Origin of the sequence: Hydrogenophaga sp. RWCD_12, from assembly GCF_046604225.1 — a bacterium.
In the GTDB taxonomy this organism is placed as follows: Bacteria; Pseudomonadota; Gammaproteobacteria; order Burkholderiales; family Burkholderiaceae_C; genus Hydrogenophaga.
Map to the genome: position 1 here is coordinate 355960 of NZ_JBKIXC010000001.1, position 19784 is coordinate 375743.

22 protein-coding genes are annotated in these 19784 nt (G+C 65.7%); 15 read left to right on the forward strand and 7 right to left on the reverse strand.

Going from position 1 to position 19784, the window contains the following annotated elements; all coding sequences use genetic code 11:
• The first annotated feature begins 151 nt into the window (after nucleotides 1-151).
• The 5 genes from ACLIJ1_RS01725 to ACLIJ1_RS01745 are packed head-to-tail and all read left to right on the forward strand — an operon-like array spanning nucleotide 152 to nucleotide 3141.
• On the forward strand, nucleotides 152-1168 hold the full coding sequence (locus ACLIJ1_RS01725; protein ID WP_411363750.1) for a sulfate ABC transporter substrate-binding protein: 1017 nt from the start codon (nucleotides 152-154) through the stop codon (nucleotides 1166-1168).
• Between the two features lie 34 nt (nucleotides 1169-1202).
• Nucleotides 1203-1799, forward strand: coding sequence for an NADPH-dependent FMN reductase (gene ssuE, locus ACLIJ1_RS01730; RefSeq protein ID WP_411363751.1), 597 nt, complete (start codon nucleotides 1203-1205; stop codon nucleotides 1797-1799).
• A 7-nt stretch (nucleotides 1800-1806) separates the two neighbouring features.
• Nucleotides 1807-1959 carry a hypothetical protein gene (locus ACLIJ1_RS01735; RefSeq protein WP_411363752.1) on the forward strand — a complete coding sequence of 51 codons (153 nt, stop codon included), beginning with the start codon at nucleotides 1807-1809 and terminating at the stop codon, nucleotides 1957-1959.
• Nucleotides 1960-1996: 37 nt separating this feature from the next.
• On the forward strand, nucleotides 1997-2212 hold the full coding sequence (locus tag ACLIJ1_RS01740; protein ID WP_411363753.1) for a TOBE domain-containing protein: 216 nt from the start codon (nucleotides 1997-1999) through the stop codon (nucleotides 2210-2212).
• Nucleotides 2213-2214: 2 nt separating this feature from the next.
• Nucleotides 2215-3141 (forward strand): CysB family HTH-type transcriptional regulator, encoded by a 927-nt coding sequence (locus ACLIJ1_RS01745; protein ID WP_411363754.1) that lies wholly within the window; start codon nucleotides 2215-2217, stop codon nucleotides 3139-3141.
• 13 nt (nucleotides 3142-3154) lie between these two features.
• On the opposite strand, the gene ACLIJ1_RS01750 is transcribed toward ACLIJ1_RS01745, so the two are convergent.
• The 3 genes from ACLIJ1_RS01750 to ACLIJ1_RS01760 all read right to left on the reverse strand — a co-directional run bounded on the left by ACLIJ1_RS01750 (nucleotide 3155) and on the right by ACLIJ1_RS01760 (nucleotide 6608).
• Nucleotides 3155-4261: an MFS transporter gene (locus ACLIJ1_RS01750; RefSeq protein WP_411363755.1), complete on the reverse strand. Its 1107-nt coding sequence runs from the start codon at nucleotides 4259-4261 to the stop codon at nucleotides 3155-3157.
• An 82-nt stretch (nucleotides 4262-4343) separates the two neighbouring features.
• The gene (locus tag ACLIJ1_RS01755) at nucleotides 4344-5714 is read right to left on the reverse strand and encodes an LLM class flavin-dependent oxidoreductase (RefSeq protein ID WP_411363756.1); all 1371 of its coding nucleotides are present in this window, start codon (nucleotides 5712-5714) and stop codon (nucleotides 4344-4346) included.
• Nucleotides 5715-5738: 24 nt separating this feature from the next.
• A complete protein-coding gene (locus tag ACLIJ1_RS01760) occupies nucleotides 5739-6608 on the reverse strand; it encodes a TauD/TfdA dioxygenase family protein (RefSeq protein ID WP_411363757.1) in 870 nt (289 codons plus the stop codon).
• Between the two features lie 262 nt (nucleotides 6609-6870).
• Between ACLIJ1_RS01760 and ACLIJ1_RS01765 the strand changes: the two genes are divergently transcribed.
• From ACLIJ1_RS01765 to ACLIJ1_RS01790, 6 genes are read left to right on the forward strand one after another with little or no spacing between them, the layout of a single operon-like run.
• Entirely contained in the window at nucleotides 6871-7950 is a 1080-nt protein-coding gene (locus ACLIJ1_RS01765) for an ABC transporter substrate-binding protein (RefSeq protein ID WP_411363758.1), read from the forward strand.
• Between the two features lie 28 nt (nucleotides 7951-7978).
• Nucleotides 7979-8821, forward strand: a complete 843-nt coding sequence (locus ACLIJ1_RS01770; RefSeq protein WP_411363759.1) for an ABC transporter permease — start codon at nucleotides 7979-7981, stop codon at nucleotides 8819-8821.
• A 13-nt stretch (nucleotides 8822-8834) separates the two neighbouring features.
• Nucleotides 8835-9626: an ABC transporter permease gene (locus ACLIJ1_RS01775; RefSeq protein ID WP_411363760.1), complete on the forward strand. Its 792-nt coding sequence runs from the start codon at nucleotides 8835-8837 to the stop codon at nucleotides 9624-9626.
• A 20-nt stretch (nucleotides 9627-9646) separates the two neighbouring features.
• Nucleotides 9647-10480: an ABC transporter ATP-binding protein gene (locus ACLIJ1_RS01780; RefSeq protein WP_411363761.1), complete on the forward strand. Its 834-nt coding sequence runs from the start codon at nucleotides 9647-9649 to the stop codon at nucleotides 10478-10480.
• Between the two features lie 28 nt (nucleotides 10481-10508).
• Nucleotides 10509-11609 carry an ABC transporter substrate-binding protein gene (locus ACLIJ1_RS01785; protein WP_411363762.1) on the forward strand — a complete coding sequence of 367 codons (1101 nt, stop codon included), beginning with the start codon at nucleotides 10509-10511 and terminating at the stop codon, nucleotides 11607-11609.
• Entirely contained in the window at nucleotides 11606-12940 is a 1335-nt protein-coding gene (locus tag ACLIJ1_RS01790; RefSeq protein ID WP_411363763.1) for a sulfatase, read from the forward strand. Before ACLIJ1_RS01785 ends, ACLIJ1_RS01790 begins: the two co-directional genes overlap by 4 nt.
• Before the next feature lie 45 nt (nucleotides 12941-12985).
• Here ACLIJ1_RS01790 and mmuM read toward each other — a convergent pair whose 3' ends face one another.
• The 4 genes from mmuM to ACLIJ1_RS01810 all read right to left on the reverse strand — a co-directional run bounded on the left by mmuM (nucleotide 12986) and on the right by ACLIJ1_RS01810 (nucleotide 16232).
• Entirely contained in the window at nucleotides 12986-13978 is a 993-nt protein-coding gene (gene mmuM, locus ACLIJ1_RS01795) for a homocysteine S-methyltransferase (RefSeq protein WP_411363764.1), read from the reverse strand.
• A 21-nt stretch (nucleotides 13979-13999) separates the two neighbouring features.
• Nucleotides 14000-14701, reverse strand: a complete 702-nt coding sequence (locus ACLIJ1_RS01800; RefSeq protein WP_411363765.1) for an ABC transporter permease — start codon at nucleotides 14699-14701, stop codon at nucleotides 14000-14002.
• On the reverse strand, nucleotides 14698-15378 hold the full coding sequence (locus ACLIJ1_RS01805) for an ABC transporter permease (protein ID WP_411363766.1): 681 nt from the start codon (nucleotides 15376-15378) through the stop codon (nucleotides 14698-14700). The genes ACLIJ1_RS01800 and ACLIJ1_RS01805 overlap by 4 nt, the downstream gene beginning before the upstream one ends.
• A 68-nt stretch (nucleotides 15379-15446) precedes the next feature.
• Nucleotides 15447-16232 carry a transporter substrate-binding domain-containing protein gene (locus tag ACLIJ1_RS01810; protein WP_411363767.1) on the reverse strand — a complete coding sequence of 262 codons (786 nt, stop codon included), beginning with the start codon at nucleotides 16230-16232 and terminating at the stop codon, nucleotides 15447-15449.
• 308 nt (nucleotides 16233-16540) lie between these two features.
• Here ACLIJ1_RS01810 and ACLIJ1_RS01815 point away from each other — a divergent pair, with 308 nt between their 5' ends.
• The 4 genes from ACLIJ1_RS01815 to epsC all read left to right on the forward strand — a co-directional run bounded on the left by ACLIJ1_RS01815 (nucleotide 16541) and on the right by epsC (nucleotide 19775).
• Entirely contained in the window at nucleotides 16541-17005 is a 465-nt protein-coding gene (locus ACLIJ1_RS01815; protein ID WP_411363768.1) for an Lrp/AsnC family transcriptional regulator, read from the forward strand.
• A 343-nt stretch (nucleotides 17006-17348) separates the two neighbouring features.
• Nucleotides 17349-17816 carry a rhodanese-like domain-containing protein gene (locus ACLIJ1_RS01820; protein WP_411363769.1) on the forward strand — a complete coding sequence of 156 codons (468 nt, stop codon included), beginning with the start codon at nucleotides 17349-17351 and terminating at the stop codon, nucleotides 17814-17816.
• Between the two features lie 14 nt (nucleotides 17817-17830).
• Nucleotides 17831-18811, forward strand: a complete 981-nt coding sequence (gene cysK / locus ACLIJ1_RS01825; RefSeq protein ID WP_411363770.1) for a cysteine synthase A — start codon at nucleotides 17831-17833, stop codon at nucleotides 18809-18811.
• A 7-nt stretch (nucleotides 18812-18818) separates the two neighbouring features.
• Nucleotides 18819-19775 (forward strand): serine O-acetyltransferase EpsC, encoded by a 957-nt coding sequence (gene epsC, locus ACLIJ1_RS01830; RefSeq protein WP_411363771.1) that lies wholly within the window; start codon nucleotides 18819-18821, stop codon nucleotides 19773-19775.
• Nucleotides 19776-19784: the final 9 nt, after the last annotated feature.

Sequence of the window (19784 nt, forward strand, 5' to 3'; positions counted from 1 at the left end):
ACGCATGGGCCGTTACCCGGTGCAGACCACCGGGGGCTGTGGAGGTTGCTTAGTTGATTTGGTAATAAACAAGTGAGAACGTATTCGTTCCAGTTTTGACGACCGGCTTTCATGATCCGCTCCGTTGTCCATTTCCCCCCGGAGAAAAACCATGCAAACCCGCCGCAGCTTCCAGTTCGCCCTGCTCGCCGCCAGTCTCGTGACCGCCGCCGGCGCCGCCCTGGCCCAGACCGCCCCCGTCACCTTGCTCAACGTGTCCTACGACCCGACGCGCGAGCTCTACGTGGAATTCAACGCCGCCTTCGCCAAGTACTGGAAGGGCAAGACCAGCCAGGACGTGACCATCAAGCAGAGCCACGGGGGCTCGGGCAAGCAGGCCCGTTCCATCATCGACGGCCTGGACGCCGACGTCGCCACCCTGGCCCTGGCCGGTGACACCGACGCCCTGAACGCCAACGGCGGCTGGATCCCCAAGGACTGGCAGAAGCGCCTGCCGCACAACAGCACGCCCTACGCCTCGACCATCATCCTGGCCGTGCGCGAAGGCAACCCCAAGGGCATCAAGGACTGGGACGACCTGATCCGCCCGGACGTCAAGGTCATCACCCCGAACCCCAAGACCTCGGGCGGCGCCCGCTGGAACTACCTCGCGGCCTGGGAATTCGCCAAGCGGAAGTACGGCGGCGATGCGAAGGCCAAGGAATTCGTGGCCAAGCTGTTCGGCAACGTGCCCGTGCTCGACACCGGCGCCCGCGGGTCCACCATCACCTTTGCGCAGCGCAACCAGGGCGACGTGCTGATCGCCTGGGAAAACGAGGCCTACCTGCTGGAGAAGGAGTTCAACACCAAGTTCGACGTGGTGTACCCCTCGATCTCCATCCTGGCTGAGCCGGCCGTGACCGTGGTCGACAAGAACGTGGACAAAAAGGGGACCCGCGCCGTCGCGACTGCCTACCTGGAATACCTGTATTCCGAAGAAGGCCAGGACATCATCGGCAAGAACTTCTACCGCCCGGTCATCTCCGCCAAGGCGCAGGCCAAGTACGGCAAGCAGTTCCCCAAGCTGAACCTGTTCAAGATCGACGAAGCCTTCGGCGGCTGGGACAAGGCGGCGAAGGACCACTTTGCTGACGGCGCCTCGTTCGACCAGATCTACACCAAGAAGTAACCCTCTTCGGCTGTCACACAAGGAGTCTCCGAAGATGTCTGTCCTTCTGATTGCAGGAAGTCCCACCGAGCACTCGCGGTCAGCCACGTTGCTCGACGGGGTGGAGACGCGGCTGCATGCAGCAGTCGATGACCGTCGGCTGCACGTCGACCGGCTGCGCATCCGCGACCTTTCACCTCAGGCCTTGCTACTGGCCGACTGGGGTCACCCCAGCATCGTGCGCGCCATCGAACAGGTGGCCAATGCCCGGGCATTGGTGATTGCGACACCGGTCTACAAGGCGGCCTACAGCGGCGTGCTCAAGGTCTTTCTCGACCTGCTGCCGCAGACGGCGCTCAAGGGCAAGGCAGTGTTGCCACTGGCTACCGGGGGCAGCCCCCACCACATGCTGGCGCTGGACTATGCGTTGCGGCCGGTGCTGCAGTCGCTGGGAGCGCGTCACATCCTGCCGGGCGTCTACGCCTCCGACAGCCAGATCCCCAAGGACGAAAACGGTGGCTATGTCATTGAAGGCGAGATCGCCCAACGTCTGGACGACGCGACCCACATCCTGCTGCATGAGGGTTTGCGCCTGTTGCCGACCCCCGGGTTCAAACCGGTTCCCTTTGCACAGGCGCAGTACAGCGTGTGAGCCCTCCATGAAGCCGTTCGACGAAAGTCCCTTGCCCCGGGAACTGCCGGATTCGCTGGACCCTTCGGAGGGCATCACCGATGCAGAGCGGGTGGTGAATCTGTTGGTGGCAGCCGTCCTGGTGGCCTTCGGCCTTTACGCCTGCTTCAAACCCTTCTGATTTTTGAAACCCATTCTTTTTTACTTTGGAGTCTTCTATGTCTATTCAGGCCATCAATGTGCGCAACCAGTTCAAGGGCAAGGTCCGCGAGATCATCCGCGGCGACGTCGTCTCCGAGATCGACGTCGAGACGCCCTGGGGGATCGTCACCTCGGTCATCACCACCCGCTCGGTCGATTCGCTGGAGTTGAAGGTCGGCTCCGATGTCGTCGCCCTGGTCAAGTCCACCGAGGTGTCGATCGCCAAGATCTAAGCATGAACTTTCAACAACTGCGCTCGGTCCGGGAGACTGAGCGCTGCGGATTCAACCTGACCGAGGTGGCGGCCACGCTGCACACCTCGCAGCCCGGCGTGAGCCGCCAGGTCAGGGAGCTGGAGGAAGAGCTCGGCGTCGAGCTGTTCGTGCGGTCGGGCAAGCGCCTTCTGGGCATGACCTCAGCCGGCCGCGCGCTGATGCCGATCATCCACCGCGTGCTGCTGGACGCTGAAAGCCTGCGCCGCGCGGGACAGGAACTTCAAGGCCGCGAAGAAGGCCGTCTGTCGATTGCAGCGACCCACTCGCAGGCGCGCTACGCGTTGCCGCATGTGGTGCGCGACTTCCGCCAGCGCTATCCGCGCGTCACGCTGCATCTCCACCAGGGCTCACCCAAGCAGGTCGCTGAGATGCTGCTGGCCGGCGACGCCGACATCGGCGTGGCGACCGAGGCGCTGGCCGGTTATGACCAGTTGGTCACGCTGCCCTGCTACCGCTGGAGCCACAGCATCGTGGTGCCGCCGGGGCACCCGCTGCTGTCGATGGGCCGGCCGGTGACGCTGCTGGATCTGGTGGCGTTTCCGATCATCACTTACGAAGTCGGCTACACCGGACGCTCCCACATCGACGATGCGTTTGCCGCCGCAGGCCTGCACCCGGACGTGGTGCTGACCGCCATGGATGCGGACGTGATCAAGACCTATGTCGAGCTGGAGATGGGCGTGGGCATCGTGGCATCGATCGCCTTCGATGAAGAGCGCGACACCCACCTGCATGCCATCGACGCCGGGCACCTGTTCCAGATCAACCTGACCCGCCTGGGGCTGCGGCGCAACCACTGGCTGCCGGGGTTCGCCTACGGATTCATCGAGACGTTCGTGCCGACGTTGAACCGCGAGGTGGTGATGCAGGCGCAGGAAGCGGGCTGAGGCCCGCTTTCTTCTATTCCTCCTGCGCCCTTGCGCGCGCCACCAGCAGCACCAATGGGGCGCACACCAGATAGCCGGCCTGCAGGCCGGCCCAGGCTCCGAAGGATCCCCCCAGCAGACCGCCCAAGAGGGCGCCGCCCGGACCGGCAATGGCATTGAGCCCGGCCATGCGCCCTTGACCAAGCCGGGCACCCAGCGCCGCCATGCGGCCCAGCACCTGCACCTCGACCACGCCCAGTCCCAGACCGAGCAGGGCGCTGCCCACTAGCAGCAAAGGCATGCCACCGGCTTCGCCAAGACAGACGCAACCCAGCGCCGCCAGCGCAGCGCCAGCTGCAGTGGCGCGGCGACCCAGCCGCTGGATCGCCGTGCCCAGTGCCAGAAGGGCGAGGATGAAGGCGGCCCCCTGCACTGCCACCAGGCTGCCGGCCGCTGCGGCGGGCACGTGCAGGTCCTGAACTGCGATCACGACGATAAAGAACGCGTGGTACATGTTCAGGCCCTGGATGCAGGCCTCGGTCAGTGCCAGCCGCCGCGCTTGCGGATGCGCCAACACCTGCGCCATCGATGCGCGGATGCCTGGCCGCTGTGGCGTGACCGGTGAAGCCGGCGCCGGCAGCGGGTGCAGCAGTACGCGCTGCGACAGTGCGACCGTCAGCAGGAACATCAGCGCCACCAGCCAGTAGCTGCCCGCGTGACCCAGGTGGGCAATCACCGAGGCGGTGATCAGCGGGCCGAGCAGCAGCATGCCCGACATGTGGGCTGCGCGCTGCCAGCCGGCGTTGGCGGTGCCGATCTGCTGCAGCATCGCCATGAAGATGGTCTGCAGCGAGACGAAACGCGTGGGCATGACCAGCCCGGTGAGCACCGTCATGCCCAGCAGGAATGCAGCGTGCGGCACCAGCGGCAGCAATGCATAGAGCAGGCCGCCCGCGAGGCTGCCTGCCATGAACAGGCGGCGCGGACCGACGCGCTCGACCCACACACCGACCGGCAGGGCGGTGATCAGGATGCCGACGCTCTGCGCGCTGGCGATGGCACCCAGCCACCAGCCATGCGCACCCAGCTGCAGCGCGTAGAGAGTGGTGGTGACTTTGGCCAGCCCGACGCTGATTCCCATGAACAGGGACAGCACTGCGAAGGACAACAAAAAGCGGTGGCGTGTGTGCCACGCCACCGCCTGTCTGGCGAAACCGGACAACTCAGGCCGCCCTGGCCTGAGGCTCTGCGTAGCGGCTTGCCGGGCGCTCCAGGCCCAGGTTCTCGCGCAACGTCGTGCCTTCGTAGGCGGTCCGGAACAGGCCGCGCTTCTGCAGCTCGGGCACCACCAGATCGACGAACTCGTTGAGCGATGCGGGCAGCACCGGCGGCATGATGTTGAAGCCGTCGGCCGCGCCGTTCTCGAACCATTCCTGGATGCGGTCGGCGATCTGCGACGGCGTGCCCACCACCACCCAGTGGCCACGCGCACCGGCGAGGTATTCGTACAGCTGGCGCACGGTGTACTTCTCGCGGCGTGCGAGTTCAAGCACGACGTGGGCGCGGCTGTTGATGCCTTTGGGTGGTTCCGGGATGTAGGGCGGGCGGGCATCGAGGTCCCACTTGGACAGGTCTTCGCCCGGCCAGAATTGCGCCAGCGTGGCCAGGCCGACCGAAGGATGGATCAGCCCCTGCAGTTCGGCCCACTTGGCCTTGGCCTCCTCTTCGGTGCGGCCGATCACCGGTGAGATGCCGGGCAGCACCAGCAACTGCTCAGGCCGGCGGCCGTACTTGGCGAGACGCCCCTTCACGTCCTTGTAGAAGGCCTGGGCTTCTTCAAGGCTGGTCCAGGCGGTGAAGATGGCTTCGGCGGTGGCAGCGGCGAGCTCCTTGCCGTCTTCGGACGAGCCGGCCTGCACGATCACCGGGTATCCCTGCGGTGGTCGCTCGATGTTCAGCGGCCCCTTGACCTTGAGGAACTTGCCGATGTGGTTGAGCTCGTGCAGCTTGTCCGGGTCGAAGTAGACGCCGGAGGCCTTGTCTCGGCTGAAGGCGTCATCCTCGAAGCTGTCCCACAGACCTTTGACCACGTCCACGAACTCGTGCGCCCGCTCGTAGCGCGTGGCCGGGTCCGGGTGGGCTTCGAGACCGAAGTTGCCGTGCACGTTCTCGGCGCTGGTGGTCACCACGTTCCACGCCGCGCGGCCCTTGCTGATGTGGTCCAGCGAGGCGAACTTGCGCGCCAGAAGATAAGGGTCCTCGTAGGTGGTGGACGCGGTGGCGACGAAGCCGATGTGTTTGGTCACCGCCGACAGCGCGGCCCACAGCGTGACCGGTTCGAAGTGCGAGAGCCGGCCCTGGCGGCTGAACGATTCGCGGTCGCCTTTGTGCCAGATTCCTGGGCTGTCGGCCACGAACACCTGGTCGAACAGGCCGCGCTCGGCCGTCTGGGCCAGTTCGATGTAGTGGTCGATGTTCACGCCGGCATCGGCCTGCGATCCGGGGTGCCGCCAGGCGGCGATGTGGTGGCCGGTGGCCATGATGAAAGCGCCCAGGCGCAGCTTTCTTTTCGGGTGCAGTTGCTCTTGTGTCATGTCGGTTTCCTCCTTGTGGTGCGATCAGAAGGTTTTGTCGGCCGTGATCGTGATGCGGTGCAGCTTGCGGTGCTGCGGGAAGAAGTCGCCGACCGCGTAGTGCTGGGTCGAGCGGTTGTCCCACACGGCCAGCGAGCCGGGGGCCCAGCGCAGGCGGGCCTGGAATTCGGGCACACGGGCCAGTTCGAACAGCTGGGTCAGCAAGGCGTCGCTGGCCGAGCGCGTGAGGCCCTTGATGTGGCTGGTGAATGTGCTGTTGACGTACATGATCTTCTTTCCCGTGACCGGGTGCACGCGCACCACCGGGTGTTCCACCGGCGGGTACTTCGCGCGCGCGGCCTTGAGTTCGTCGCCGCTGGCGTCCTTGGCCAGCAGGTACTCGGTCCAGCCGCTGATTTCCCAGGTGTGCACTGCGGTCAGTGTTTCCAGGTAGGCCTGGAAGGCCGGTGGCAGGCTCTCGTAGGCCTTGGTCAGACTGGCCCAGACGGTGTCGCCGCCGGTGGCGGGGATCACCTGCGCGTACAGGCTGGTGCCCAACGGGGGCTGTTCCCGCCAGGTGATGTCGGCGTGCCAGTTGCTGGCGGCCTTCTGGCGCTCGGCCGTGCTTTCGACGATTTCGATTTCAGGGTGGCTTTCAAGCCGCGGGAAGAAGGCCTTGACCTCGGCGACACCGCCGAAGGTTCGCGTGAACGCGACGTGCTGTTCGGGTGAGAGGTCCTGGTCGCGGAAGAAGATCACTTCGTGGCGGGCCAGCGCATCGCGCAGTTCGTCTTGCGTCGCCGGGTCCAGCGGGTGGCGCAGGTCGAGACCGTGGACCACGGCGCCGATGTTCGGGGTGTAGGGCTCGACCTTGAAGCGGGTGTACGTGCCGGGCAGATCGTTGAGCTGGGACATGGGAACTCCTTGGGATGAATCGGTGGTGTCGGAACGCGCCGGATGCGCCGTCCTTTTTTCAATCTAGGTGCGCAGGCACTCGACGGGAACGAAGCGTTTTGCATATCCATGCGCGGCAAACACAGGGTGCATATGCCTTCGCGCCATGAACTCATCACCCAAACATCGGCGAGCTTGTTTATCCGTTTTGATTCGTTCCGCGAGCAAGGCAAGGTCCGTAGATTCCGTCCGGTCAACAGCCATCCATACCACCGGAGGAAACATGCATCCACGTCGACGTCTGAGCCTGCTCGCGCTGGCCTTCTCCTTGTCTGTCACGGGTCTTGCCCTGGCCCAGACCGCACCCGAGCCGCTGAAAACCATCCGCATCGGCGTGGCCACCGGCGGGGTCGGCAGCAACCCGATCCGCCACGGCGGCACGACCACTGCGCTGGCCTACACCGACGGCGCCTTCGAAGAGGAGTTCCGCAAGGACGGTGTGGAGATCAAGTGGGTGTTCTTCAAGGGCGCCGGTCCGGCGGTCAATGAGGCCCTGGTCAACAAGCAGCTGGACTTCGCCTGGCAGGGCGATCTGCCAGCGATCGTGGCGCGCGCCAACGGTGTGAAAACCAAGCTGATCGCGGGCAGCGGTGTGCGCACTGGCCTCTACGTCGCGGTGCAACCGGAATCGGGCATCCAGAAGCTGGAAGACCTGAAGGGAAAACGTGTTGCGCTGTTCAAGGGCACCAACCTGCACCTGGCGGCGTCGGCGGCGCTGGCAGCGCACGGCCTCAAGGAAAGTGACCTCAAACTGATCAACCTCGACCTGGCCGGTGGGCGCACGGCTTTTGTCAACAAGGACGTGGACGCCATCTTCGATTACGTTGGCGCTTTCGACCTGCGCGACAAGGGGCAGGCGAAGATCATCTGGTCGGCCGCAGCCGACAACTACAAGTACACGCGCCAGACGCACCTGCTGGTGACCGAAGACTTCGCCGCGAAGAACCCCCAGGCAGTACAAAGGATCGTGACCACGCTGGTGAAAGTGGCACACCGCTATTCGAACGAAGCCAACCGGGCCGACCTGTTCGAACGCTGGGGCAAGACCGAGTACCCGGAGAAGATCTGGCGCGAGGACTTCATCGGCCAGCCCCTGCGCGTGCGCCTGTCTCCGCTGCTCGACCCCTTCCTGGTCTCTCGCTACAAGGAAGCCGCCAAGGATGCCTACGCGCTCAAGCTCACGCGTAGCGTGCCCGAGATCGACAGCTGGTTCGACCGCCGCTATCTGACCGTCGCCCTCAAGGAACTCAAGCTCGAGACCTATTGGCCGGTCTACGGCCCGGATGGCCAGCTGGCGAACTGACGCAGCGCCTTTAGTGGAGAGCACGACCATGTCCTCATCTCTCGGTGCGACCGTGTCATTGCCCTCGCCGGTACCTGCCGATGCCGTGCGACACGCCCACGCCTTGCGCTCGCGATGGCCGCTGCAATGGCTCTGGGCCTGGCCGTTTCCGCTGGCGGTGCTGCTGCTGTGGCACCTGTCGTCTGTCTGGGGCTGGGTGCCCGAGCAGGTGCTGCCGCCGCCGGCCGTGGTGTTCCAAACCTTCTGGGACATGCTGGTCAGCGGTGAGCTCTGGACCAACCTCTGGATCAGTCTGGTGCGGGTGTTCACCGGGTTCTCGATCGGCTTGGTCGCGGGCCTGCTGCTAGGCGTGTCGATGGGCCTGTCGCCCGCGGTGCGCGACTACCTGCTTCCCTCGTTCAAGGCCTTCAGCCAGGTGCCGGTGATCGGCTGGCTGCCGCTGCTGATGCTGCTGGTCGGCATCGACGAAGGTCTGAAGTTCCTCCTGATCGCCAAAGCCACCCTGGTCCCGGTGACGATCAACACCTGCCTGGGCATCCAGAACGTGCCCAACCGCTTCATCGAAGTGGCCAAGGTCTATGGCTTCACGCGCTGGCAGATGCTGACCAAGGTGGTGTTCCCGGCCGCCACGGCGCCGATCTGGAACGGTGTGCGCTATGGCCTGACCCACGCCTGGCTGGCGCTGGTGGTGGTGGAGCTGCTGGCCTCGTCCGAGGGCATCGGTTTCCTGATCGTCTACGGCCGCCAGCTGTTCCAGCTGGACGTGGTGCTGGCCTCGGTGCTGGCGGTGGGCATCGTGGGGTTGGTGATCGACAAGCTGCTGTCGCTGACCGAAGCCTGGCTGCTGCGCTGGCGCAAGCCGGGTCTGTGAAGGAGGGCGATCCATGTCCCAAGAAGAATCCTCCGGCCTCGTGCCGCCCGCACTGCGCGGCTGGGTGCTGCCGGTGCTGCTCCTGGTGTTCTGGTGGTGGGCCGTGGGCTCGGGCTGGTCGACCTCGCCACTGCTGGTCTCGCCGGTCGCGGTGTGGGACCGCGCGGTGCAGCAGGTCGCCAGCGGCGACCTCTGGGCAGCGCTGGGCGCCAGCCTGTGGCGCAACGCCTGGGGCTTTGTCATCGGTGCCGCTGCCGGTCTGCTGGTCGGCGTGCTGATGGGCTGGTCGCGCTGGTTCGACCGTCTGGTCGGCCCGTCGTTCCACACGCTCAAGCAGATCTCGCTGTTCGCCTGGATCCCGATGCTGTCGATGTGGTTCGGCCTGGGTGACGGCGCCAAGATTGCCTTCATCGCCATGGCGGCCTTCTTCCCGATGGTGCTCAACACCTTCGAGGGCCTGCGCAGCGTACCGCGCGAATACATCGAGGTCGGGCGGGTCTACCGCTTCGGCGTCTGGCAACTCCTGAGCCGCGTGATCGCGCCCTCGGCCGCGCCCTCGGTCTTCACCGGCGTGCAGCTGGCGCTGATCTACAGCTGGCTGGCGACGCTGGGCAGCGAGTACCTGATGGCTTCGGGCAAGGGCATCGGCAACACGCTGATCGATGGTCGTGAGCACTTCTGGATGGACCTGGTGCTGTTCGGCGTGGTCGTGATCGGCCTGGTGGGCTTTGCATTGAACTGGACGCTGGGCGCCCTGGAGCGTCGACTGCTGGCTTGGCGCGACCGCACCGTCGCGCGCTACTGAACACGAAGGAGAAACACAACATGGCACACGCCGGCACCCTCGACATCCGGGGGCTCAACAAACAGTACGAGGTCAAGGGCCAAGCCCTGCCCGTGCTGCAGAACATCGACCTCACCATCGAACCGGGTGAGTTCGTCAGCATTGTCGGCACCAGCGGCTGCGGCAAGTCCACGCTGCTGCGGCTGATCATCGGGCTGGAGGAGGGCTACCAAGGCGAGATCCTGCTGGACGGTACCCGCATCAAGGGCACCAACCTCAACCGCGGCATCGTGTTCCAGGAGCACCGATTGTTTCCCTGGCTGACGGTGGAGAAGAACATCGGGCTGGGTCTGTTGAACGCAGGGCTGACCGAAGGCCAGCAGCGCCAGACCGTCCGCGAACACATCGAACTGGTGGGACTCAAAGGTTTTGAGACCGCCTACCCGCACCAGCTCTCAGGGGGCATGTCGCAACGTGTCGCCATCGCCCGAGCGCTGGTGAACCGGCCCGACATCCTGCTGCTCGACGAGCCCTTCGGCGCGCTCGACGCGATGACCCGCGCCCATTTGCAGCAGGAACTGCACCGCATCTGGCAGGCCGAGGGCATCACCATGATCCTGGTCACGCACGACGTCGAAGAGGCGGTCTACCTGGGCGACAAGGTGGTCGTGATGGAACCCCGCCCGGGCCGCATCCGCCGCACGATCCCGGTGCCGCTGGCGCACCCGCGTGACCGCGCGTCCTTCGCCTTCACCACGGTCAAGGAGACCGTGCTGCGCGAGTTCGGCGAGCACAGCGCGGCCGACCTGGCCGAGCCACCTCTCAAGCCGGAGCGCCTCGAACCCGAGGTAAGCGCCTGGCAGTTCGCGATCTGATTTCCTTCTCCCACCTCTGAGCCGACCCATGAAAAACAATCTCCCAACTTCCCTCCCGCGCCGGCGGTTCGTCGCCGGCCTCGCCGCCGCCGGTCTGGCCACGCCCTGGCTGGCCCGCGCGCAGTCCGCACCCGCCAAGCTGGTGCGCATCGGTTCGCCCGATCTGGGCACCGCCGGCAAGCCCTCGCCCGGCGCCAGCAGCCTGGCGATCCTTCAGGCCAACAAGTGGCTTGAGGAAGAGTTCGCCAAGGACGGCATCGAGGTGCAGTGGAACTTCTTCCGCGGCGCCGGCCCGGCCATCGCCGAAGCCCTGGCCGCCAGGCAGCTGGACATCGTGTACCTGGGCGACTTGGCCTCAGTGCTGCACAAGGCCCGCGGCCTGCCCACGCGCTTCATCGCCGCCACCAGCCGCGGCACCGACAGCTACCTGGCGACTGCGCCGGGGTCGACCATCAAGACCGTCGCCGACCTCAAGGACAAGAAGGTCAGCGTGCTCAAGGGCACGGCCTATCAGCGTCCTTTCGACAACCTTCTGGCCGCTGCCGGCCTGACCGAAAAGGACGTCAAGCTGATCAACATGGACTGGCCCAGCTCCAAAGCCGCGGTGGTGTCCGGACAGATCGACGCCACCTTCGGCGGCCCGGACCTGTTCATCCTGCGCGAGAAAGGCGTGAACATCCTGCCGCTTACGCGCGGCAAGGGTCCGGCGTTCACCATCAACTCGGGCATGCTGGCCACTGAGGACTTCCTGGCCGGCAACGCGCCGATCGTGCAGCGCGTGGTCAAGCAACTGGTGCGCGCCTCGGCCTGGGCGTCGCAGGAAGCCAACCGTGACGCACTGATCAAGCTCTATGTTGCCAACAGCGGCAACCCCGACCTGGCCTTCCGCGAAGAGCTGGCCGGCGACAACCTGGCGGTGCGCTATTCGCCTTTGCTCGACGAAGGCTTTCAGTCCAACTATCAGCTGGTGCTCAACGATGGCATCCGCCTGGGACTGATCCGCGGCGAGGGTTTCGACGTCAAGACCTGGTTCCAGCCGCAGTTCGTGCAGCAGGCCGTCAAGGACCTGAAGCTGGAGAAGGTCTGGCGCGAGACCGACGCCAGCGGCAAGGCGAAGGGTGCCGCATGAGCGGTGCATCGAAGCAGCCCAACATCGTCTTCATCCTGGCCGACGACCTCGGCTGGGCGGATCTGAGCGTCTACGGGCAGAACCACTACAGCACGCCGCACCTGGACGCGCTCGCGGCCGGCGGCGTGCGCTTCACGCAGGCCTATGCCAACTCGGCGGTGTGTTCGGCCACCCGCTTCGGCCTCATCACCGGGCGCTACCAGTACCGCCTGCGCGGCGGGCTGGAAGAGCCGCTGGTGCGCACCGCGCATCTGCACGGCTTGCCGACCGACCACCCCACCCTGCCGTCGCTGCTGCGCGATGCGGGCTATGAGACGGCGCTGATCGGCAAGTGGCACCTGGGCAACCTGCCGAACTACGGCCCGCTCAAGAGCGGCTACAACCGCTTCTTCGGCAACTACGGCGGTGCCATCGATTACTTCACCCACAAGCCGGGCATCGGCGCGGCGGTGCCGCGCGACCTTTACGAGGGCGAAATGCCGGTCGAGCGCGTGGGCTACTACACGCAGCTGCTGGCCGACGAGGCTTCGTCGTGGATCGGCCAGCAGAGGGATGCGAAACCATTCTTCCTCTCGTTGCACTTCACCGCGCCGCACTGGCCCTGGGTCGGTCCAGAAGACGAACACGTCTCGCGCGACCTCACAGACATCTTTCACTACGACGGAGGCAATCTGCACACCTACGCGAAGATGGTGCGCTCGCTCGACGCCGCGGTGGGGCAGGTGGTGCAGGCGCTCAAGGCCAAGGGTGTCTTCGACAACACCATCGTGATCTTCACCAGCGACAACGGCGGCGAGCGATTCTCGAAGACCTGGCCCTTCACCGGCCAGAAGACCGAGCTTCTCGAAGGCGGAATCCGTGTGCCGACGCTGCTGTCCTGGCCCGTGCGCCTGAAGCCACAGGTCAGCGAGCAGGTCACCATCACCATGGACTGGCTGCCCACGCTGCTGTCGGCCGCGGGCACGGCGCCTCACCCCAGCTACCCCAGCGACGGCGAGAACATCCTGCCGGTGCTGCAAGGTGAGGTGCCGGTGCATGAGCGCCGTCTGTTCTGGCGCTACAAGGCGCAGCGCCAGCGCGCGGCGCGCGAAGGCCGTTTCAAGTACCTGCGCATCAACGACAACGAGTTCCTGTTCGACGTCGAATACGACACACTGGAGCGCGCCAACCTCAAGGACAAACATCCCGAGTTGTTCACCCGCCTGCGCCAGGCATGGGAGGACTGGAACGCGCAGTTCCTGCCGATCACCGACGAGGTGCTGACGCACGGCGTGACGCCGGACATCCAGGCCGACCGCTACGCGCCCGAGCGGGACGGGCGAGGAATGTGAGGCTGTGGCGGTGCGGCGGGCGATGCCCGCGGCACCGCCCGCGCTTCAGGCTGCGGCTGGCTGGAGGGCTCCAGCCGCCTCGGCGGCCTGCCGCAGTGCGCGGATATCGTCCGGCCCGGTGCGGCAGCAGCCACCGATGAGGCGGGCGCCGCGGCCATGCCAGCGCATGGCCTGCGCGGCAAAGTCGTGCGCCTGGCCATCGCCTTGCCACACCTTGTCCACCGCGTCGTAGTGTTCGCCGGAGTTGGGGTAGACCACGATGGGTTTTCCCGTGCGCGCACGGGCGCGCTCGACCAGCGAAGGCACATACTCGGGCGACGTGCAGTTCAAGCCCACCGCTGCCACCTGGGGCACGCTGTCCAGCGCGGCCACGCAGTCCGCCAGCGCCTCGCCCTGGCTGTTGTGCTCGCCGTCGCGGCACGAGAAGCTGATCCAGGCCTGCACCCCGGGGAATTCGGGCAGGAGGTCGGCGATGGCCAGGCCTTCGGCCAGGCAGGGCAGGGTCTCGCAGGCCAGCAGGTCCGCTCCGGCGTGGGCCAGCACCTGCAGCCGGGGGCGGTGGAAGGCGGCCAGGGCCTCGCGCGACACGCCTCCGTAGCCGCGGTATTCCGAGCCGTCGGCCAGCATGGCTCCGTACGGCCCCACAGAGGCGGCCACCAGGGGCTTGCGCCGGCCCGTGCGGTTGATCGGGTCCGACCAGAAGGCGTCACGGGCTTCGCATGCCAGCTGGACCGAGCGGCGCATCAGGTTCGCCGCCTGTTTGTGGTCGAGACCGCGCCGGGCAAACGCTTCAAAGGTGGCCTGGTAGCTGGCGGTGGTGGCCACGTCGGCGCCCGCGAGAAAGTAGTCCAGGTGCACCTGCCGGATCAGATCGGGCTGCTCGATCAGCAGCTTGGCCGACCATAGCGGGTCCTTGAGGTCGGCTCCGCGCCGCTCCAGTTCAGTGGCGAGGGCGCCGTCGAGAACGAAGAGGCCTTGTTCGGCCAGGGCTTGTTGCAAGGGGTTGGAGTGCATGTTCATGTCGGGGTGGGAGTTCATGTGGAGCCGTGGTCGGGTGGTCTAGCGTCGGCCTGCAAGGCCAAATCGTTTTTCGATGAGCCGCACTGCCAGCACGATCAACAGGGTGATGGCGCCATACACCACGCCGGCCATGACCAGGGCATCGGTGGTGTATGCGGCCGTAGACAGGCGACGGGCCACGCCGGTGAGGTCCAGCACGGTGATGGCGCTCACCAGCGCGGTGGCTTTGAGCTGCGCGATCACTTCGTTGCCCAGGGCGGGCGTGGCGATGCGCCAGGCAGCCGGCAGCACGATTCGCCGGTTGACCCGGTGGACGCCCATGCCCAGGGCCAGGGCCGCCTCCTTCTCGCCGATGGGCACGGCCAGGATGCCGGCGCGCAGGTCCTCGGCCATGTAGGCTGCCAGGTTCAGGCTCAGCGCCAGCAGACCGCAATAGAACGCGTCTTCCAGCAGCCACCAGAGGGGTGAGTTGCGCACCGCTTCAAACTGGCTGACGCCGTAGTAAAGAAGGAAGAGCTGCACCAGCAGCGGGGTGCCACGAAACGCAGCGCTGTAGCTGCGCGACAGTCGGGCCAGCCACGGGCTGCTGGAGGTGGCCGCCAGCGCAAGCGGAACCGCCAGCACCAATGCCAGCACCACCGACCCCGCCAGCAGTTGCACCGTGATGACCAGACCTTCCCAGACCTCCAGGGCGCTGTCGGCGGGCAGGCCCAGCCAGGATTCCAGCTGCTCGAAGTTCATGCGGATCTAGGTCCGAAGCCTGCACCTGCGCGCTGCTCCAGCCAGCGCTGAACAGGTTGGGACGCTTGAAGAAAGACGAAGTAGACCGCCGCGGCCGCCAGCAGGAAGACAAAGGGCTGGTGGGTGGCCTGGCCGGCCATGTTGGCTTTCTTGAGCAGGTCTTCCAGCCCGACCACAGACACCAGCGAGGTGTCTTTCAGCAGCGACTGCCACAGGTTGCCCAGGCTGGGAAGGGCAACGCGCCAGGCTTGCGGCAAGCGCACGGCAAAGAAGGTCTGCGCGGGCCGCAGGCCCAGGGCCTGTGCTGCTTCGATCTGGCCTTTGGGGATGGCTGCGAAGCTGCCACGGAACACCTCGGCGGCGTACGCGGAAAACACGATGGACAACGCAAACACACCGGCCACGAACGGGCTCAGGTCGAAGGAACCGCCGAACTGGGTGTTGATCACATTGGACAGCCAGAAATAGCAGACCAGCACGATCAGGAACTCGGGGATGCCGCGCAGCACCGCGGTCCACAGCATCACTGCCCGGCGCAACAGGGGCTGCCGGCTCAGACTGCCCGCCGCCAGCAGCAGGCCAAGCACCATGCCCAGCGCCAGCGAGCACACGGCCAGCTGCACGGTGATGCAGGCACCCTGCAGCACCTGATCGGCATACAGCCACAAGTCATCCATGTGTTCCCACCCGAGAAAAGAAAAACCAGGCCATCGAAACGGATAGCCTGGCCAGGACACCTTCCCGCTTACTTGGAGGTCGGTGCGATGCTGAAGGGGAACACCTTCTTGTTTTCGGCAGCAAAGCTGCCATCGCTCAGCACCTGCTTGATCGCACCGTTCAGGCGCGTGCGCAAGGGGTCGCCTTTGCGCACAGCGATCCCGGTGCCTTCACCGAAGATGGACAGGTCGCTCAAAGGCTTGCCGACCAGCGCGAAGCCCTTGGCCTTGCCAGTCTTCTCCAGCCATTCGTGGGCCACCGTGGTGTCTGTCAGTGCGGCCTGCACCCGTCCGGCTTCAAGGTCCAGCCAGATCGGGTCCTGTGACGGGTACGACTTGGTGGCGATTCCCGACGTGTTCTTGGGCAGGCGCTTCTTGAGGTAAGTCTCGTGGGTCGACCCGCTGTATACGCCCACGGTCTTGCCCTTGAGTGTGGCCGGATCGTCGGAGATGCCCGAGCCTGCCTTGGCCACATACTGCACAGGGGCCAGCGTGAACAGGTCGGTGAAGTCCACCTCCTTCTTGCGTTCCTCGGTGATCGACATCTGGGCCACCACCGCGTCGATCTTCTTGGCTTTCAGTGCGGGGATCAGGGCATCGAAGTCGATGGTCACGAACTCGCACTTGGCTTGGATGTTCTTGCACATGATCTTGGCCAGCTCGATCTCCATGCCCTTGAGCTCACCCTTGGCGTCGCGGTATTCGAAGGGCGCGTAGTCCGACAGGGTGCCGATGCGGACTACGTCCTGTGCGTGGGCGAAACCACTGACCGACACCACGCCGGCCACCAGCCAGCTCAACAACGAACGACTCATTTTTCAATCTCCAGAAGAAAACACGTCGGAAACCCGACAGAACAACTCCGCCGGCAGTGCCGGGGATCAAGGAATGGGCAACCATGGAAGGCAAAACAGGTGCCATTGCCGGTACCGCCCATCACGACGGGGAAAGTGTCCCGGTGTGAGGAACAAACTGCATTTTTTCAGCGCAAAAAGCTTGGGAAGTATCAATGCTCGGAAAGCGGCGTGGCGGCAAAAACGCTGTGTATGGCGCTGCCAGGCCGCGAATCGGGTTGGTGTGCTGCGCGGCAGCGGCGCGCGCACGCCGTGCCTAGAATCGCCGCATGGACAGCGAACTGGACGTTTTCGACCGCAAGATCCTGGACCTGGTCCAGAAAGATTGCCAACTCAATGCCGAGGTGATCGCCGAGGCGGTGGGTCTGTCTGCATCGGCCGTCCAGCGCCGCCTGCGGCGCATGCGCCAGGACAAGACCATCAGCGCTGAGATTGCGGTGGTGGACCCGCAGGCGGTGGGCAAGGCCATGCATTTCCTGGCGGGGCTGGAGATCAAGGACAACTACGAGACCTTGCCGCGAATTCGCCAGTGGGCACAGGGTGAGCCGACGGTGCAGCAGGTCTATTACGTGACGGGCAGCTTCGACATCATGATGGTGGTGGTGGCCAGCGACGTGAAGGCTTACGACGCGTTGTCGGCCCGGCTGATGGCCCACATCCCACAGGTGGTGCGCATGACCACCCACGTTGTGATCGACACCATGAAGCAAAGCCTGTACGTGCCCGTCCAGTAGGTCGGGGCGCGGACGGAGCGGGCAGGCAAACGCTCGCCAAAGGACGTTGCGGGCGCACGGCATGAACGACCGTCGGGTGGTCTTCGCCTTCAAGTGGGCTATGCGGCGTTGCCTTGTCAGGCCATCGCGGCGAGCGCAGTTGAGCGCCACAGTCGCGCGATCGACCGGTCCCCTGGCTGACCGGCCCGTGATGACGCGGTGGCTGCATGCTTCGCCGCCCGCATGGGCGCGGGGTCACTCGCTTTTCTCATAAGCAAACGCAGAAACCTTCGTTCGTGTTCTGTGGTGCGGCTCCTAGAGTGAGGTCCATCGCTTCAACGAGCCACACCGAAAGAGACACACCATGAGCGCGACCTTGGACACCACCCCGGAACTTGAAGCCCTGGCGCAGGCGCGCCAGGCCGCGGCCGTTGCTGGCCTGAGCTACGCAGGCGGCGTGTCCCCTCAGCTGGCCTGGCGCCTGTTCGACACCGGGCAGGCGGTATTGGTTGATGTGCGCAGCGCCGAAGAGCGCAAGTTTGTCGGGCACGTTCCGGGCAGTGCGCACATCGCCTGGGCCACCGGCACCAGCCTGACGCGCAACCCGCGCTTCGTGCGCGAGCTCGAAGCCAAGCTGGGCAAGGTGCAGCCAGTGCTGCTGCTGTGCCGCAGTGGGAAGCGTTCGGTGGCGGCGGCCGAGGCCGCTGCGGCCGCCGGCCTGCACAACGTGTTCAACGTGCTCGAAGGCTTCGAGGGTGAGATCGATGACCAGCAACACCGCGGCGGCAGCGATGGCTGGCGTTTTCATGGTCTGCCCTGGGTGCAGGACTGATTCAAGGAGCTCCCATGTCACAAAACATCTTCGACGACAACGCGCTCTCCATCGGCCGCACCCCACTCGTTCGCCTGAACCGCATCACCGACGGTGCCAAGGCAACGGTGCTGGCCAAGATCGAGGGCCGCAATCCGGCCTATTCGGTCAAGTGCCGCATCGGCGCGGCCCTGATCTGGGACGCCGAGCAGCGTGGCCTGCTCGGCCCGGGCAAGGAACTGGTCGAACCCACCAGCGGCAACACCGGCATCGCGCTGGCCTTCGTGGCCGCCGCCAAGGGCATTCCGCTGACCCTGACCATGCCCGAAACCATGAGCGTGGAGCGGCGCAAGCTGCTGCTGGCGTACGGCGCCAAGCTGGTGCTGACCGAGGGCGCCAAGGGCATGAAGGGCGCGGTGGCCAAGGCTGAGGAAATCGCGGCCAGCGATCCGGGCAAGTACGTGCTGCTGCAGCAGTTCAAGAACCCGGCCAACCCGGCGATTCACGAGAAGACCACCGGCCCTGAAATCTGGGACGACACCGCGGGCGCGATCGACATCCTAATTTCCGGCGTCGGTACCGGCGGCACCATCACCGGCGTCTCGCGCTTCATCAAGCAGGCCAAAGGCAAGGCCATCACTTCGGTCGCGGTCGAACCGACCGCCAGCCCCATCCTCACGCAACAGCGCAACGGCGAAGAGCTCAAGCCCGCGCCGCACAAGATCCAGGGCATCGGCGCTGGCTTCGTCCCTGATGTACTCGACCTCTCGCTGGTGGATGCGATCGAACAGGTCAGCAACGAAGACGCGGTGCTGTTCGCCCGCCGGCTGGCGCGCGAGGAGGGCATCCTTTCGGGCATTTCCTGCGGCGCGGCAGCGGCGGCGGCAGTGCGCTGGGCACACAAGCCCGAGAACGCCGGCAAGACCATCGTGGTGATCCTGCCCGACTCGGGCGAGCGCTACCTCAGCTCGGTGCTGTTCGAAGGCATCTTCGACGCCAGCGGTCTTCCTGCCTGAGGACGCCATGGCTGCATTCGAATCCGAGGCCGCTCCGGTGGTCGATGTAGGCGCGATCGTGTCCGACCTGCGCGCCGTGCGCCGCGATTGGCGCCAGTCGCAGGGCCGCTCGCTCGAACCCGGCGGGCGCGAACTGCCCTCGCGCGAGGTGCTGAACGACGTCCTGACCGACCTGCGGGGTGTGCTGTTCCCGATGCGGCTGGGACCGCCCGAGCTGCGGCAGGAGGTCGAAGACTTCTATGTCGGCGTCACGCTGGACAAGGCGCTGCATGCGCTGTCGGCACAGGTGCGGCTGGAGCTGCAGCACTCGGCGCGCCACGCCCATCTCGGGCCGCGCGACGTGCAGGCACGCACCGACCACATCGTGCGCGAGTTCGCGCTGGCGCTGCCGGGAATCCGGCGCCTGCTGGACACCGACGTGCTGGCCGCCTACCACGGCGACCCGGCCGCACACAGCGTGGACGAAGTGCTGCTGTGTTACCCCGGCATCCACGCCATCATCAACCACCGCCTGGCCCACACCTTGTATTCCCTGGGGGCGACCATGCTGGCGCGTCTGATCTCGGAGATCGCGCACGGCCAGACCGGTATTGACATCCACCCCGGCGCCACGATCGGTTCTGGCTTCTTCATCGACCACGGCACCGGCGTCGTGATCGGCGAGACCGCGACCATTGGCGAGCGCGTGCGCATCTACCAGGCGGTCACGCTGGGTGCGAAGCGCTTTCCGCTCGATGCCGACGGCCACCTCAAGAAGGGCCTGCCCCGTCACCCGAACATCGAGGACGACGTGGTGATCTACGCCGGGGCCACCGTGCTCGGGCGCGTGACCATCGGCCGTGGCGCCACCATCGGCGGCAACTTGTGGGTGACCCATGACGTGCCCGCGGGCGCCAACCTTTCGCAGGCCCGGTCGCTGGACAACACACCGGCCCCCTCTGCCTCCGCCGCACTGGCTGCGTGAACCGCGTCC

Coding starts and splice junctions, on each gene's coding strand:
- ACLIJ1_RS01800 (WP_411363765.1), bottom strand. CDS start 14,701: ATGAACTTCGAGCAGCTGGAATCCTGGCTGGGCCTGCCCGCCGACAGC.
- ACLIJ1_RS01790 (WP_411363763.1), top strand. CDS start 11,606: ATGAGCGGTGCATCGAAGCAGCCCAACATCGTCTTCATCCTGGCCGAC.
- ACLIJ1_RS01725 (WP_411363750.1), top strand. CDS start 152: ATGCAAACCCGCCGCAGCTTCCAGTTCGCCCTGCTCGCCGCCAGTCTC.
- ACLIJ1_RS01820 (WP_411363769.1), top strand. CDS start 17,349: ATGAGCGCGACCTTGGACACCACCCCGGAACTTGAAGCCCTGGCGCAG.
- ACLIJ1_RS01735 (WP_411363752.1), top strand. CDS start 1,807: ATGAAGCCGTTCGACGAAAGTCCCTTGCCCCGGGAACTGCCGGATTCG.
- epsC (WP_411363771.1), top strand. CDS start 18,819: ATGGCTGCATTCGAATCCGAGGCCGCTCCGGTGGTCGATGTAGGCGCG.
- ACLIJ1_RS01740 (WP_411363753.1), top strand. CDS start 1,997: ATGTCTATTCAGGCCATCAATGTGCGCAACCAGTTCAAGGGCAAGGTC.
- ACLIJ1_RS01755 (WP_411363756.1), bottom strand. CDS start 5,714: ATGACACAAGAGCAACTGCACCCGAAAAGAAAGCTGCGCCTGGGCGCT.
- ACLIJ1_RS01750 (WP_411363755.1), bottom strand. CDS start 4,261: ATGGGAATCAGCGTCGGGCTGGCCAAAGTCACCACCACTCTCTACGCG.
- ssuE (WP_411363751.1), top strand. CDS start 1,203: ATGTCTGTCCTTCTGATTGCAGGAAGTCCCACCGAGCACTCGCGGTCA.
- ACLIJ1_RS01785 (WP_411363762.1), top strand. CDS start 10,509: ATGAAAAACAATCTCCCAACTTCCCTCCCGCGCCGGCGGTTCGTCGCC.
- ACLIJ1_RS01760 (WP_411363757.1), bottom strand. CDS start 6,608: ATGTCCCAGCTCAACGATCTGCCCGGCACGTACACCCGCTTCAAGGTC.
- ACLIJ1_RS01765 (WP_411363758.1), top strand. CDS start 6,871: ATGCATCCACGTCGACGTCTGAGCCTGCTCGCGCTGGCCTTCTCCTTG.
- cysK (WP_411363770.1), top strand. CDS start 17,831: ATGTCACAAAACATCTTCGACGACAACGCGCTCTCCATCGGCCGCACC.
- ACLIJ1_RS01775 (WP_411363760.1), top strand. CDS start 8,835: ATGTCCCAAGAAGAATCCTCCGGCCTCGTGCCGCCCGCACTGCGCGGC.
- ACLIJ1_RS01805 (WP_411363766.1), bottom strand. CDS start 15,378: ATGGATGACTTGTGGCTGTATGCCGATCAGGTGCTGCAGGGTGCCTGC.
- ACLIJ1_RS01810 (WP_411363767.1), bottom strand. CDS start 16,232: ATGAGTCGTTCGTTGTTGAGCTGGCTGGTGGCCGGCGTGGTGTCGGTC.
- ACLIJ1_RS01780 (WP_411363761.1), top strand. CDS start 9,647: ATGGCACACGCCGGCACCCTCGACATCCGGGGGCTCAACAAACAGTAC.
- ACLIJ1_RS01745 (WP_411363754.1), top strand. CDS start 2,215: ATGAACTTTCAACAACTGCGCTCGGTCCGGGAGACTGAGCGCTGCGGA.
- ACLIJ1_RS01770 (WP_411363759.1), top strand. CDS start 7,979: ATGTCCTCATCTCTCGGTGCGACCGTGTCATTGCCCTCGCCGGTACCT.
- mmuM (WP_411363764.1), bottom strand. CDS start 13,978: ATGAACTCCCACCCCGACATGAACATGCACTCCAACCCCTTGCAACAA.
- ACLIJ1_RS01815 (WP_411363768.1), top strand. CDS start 16,541: ATGGACAGCGAACTGGACGTTTTCGACCGCAAGATCCTGGACCTGGTC.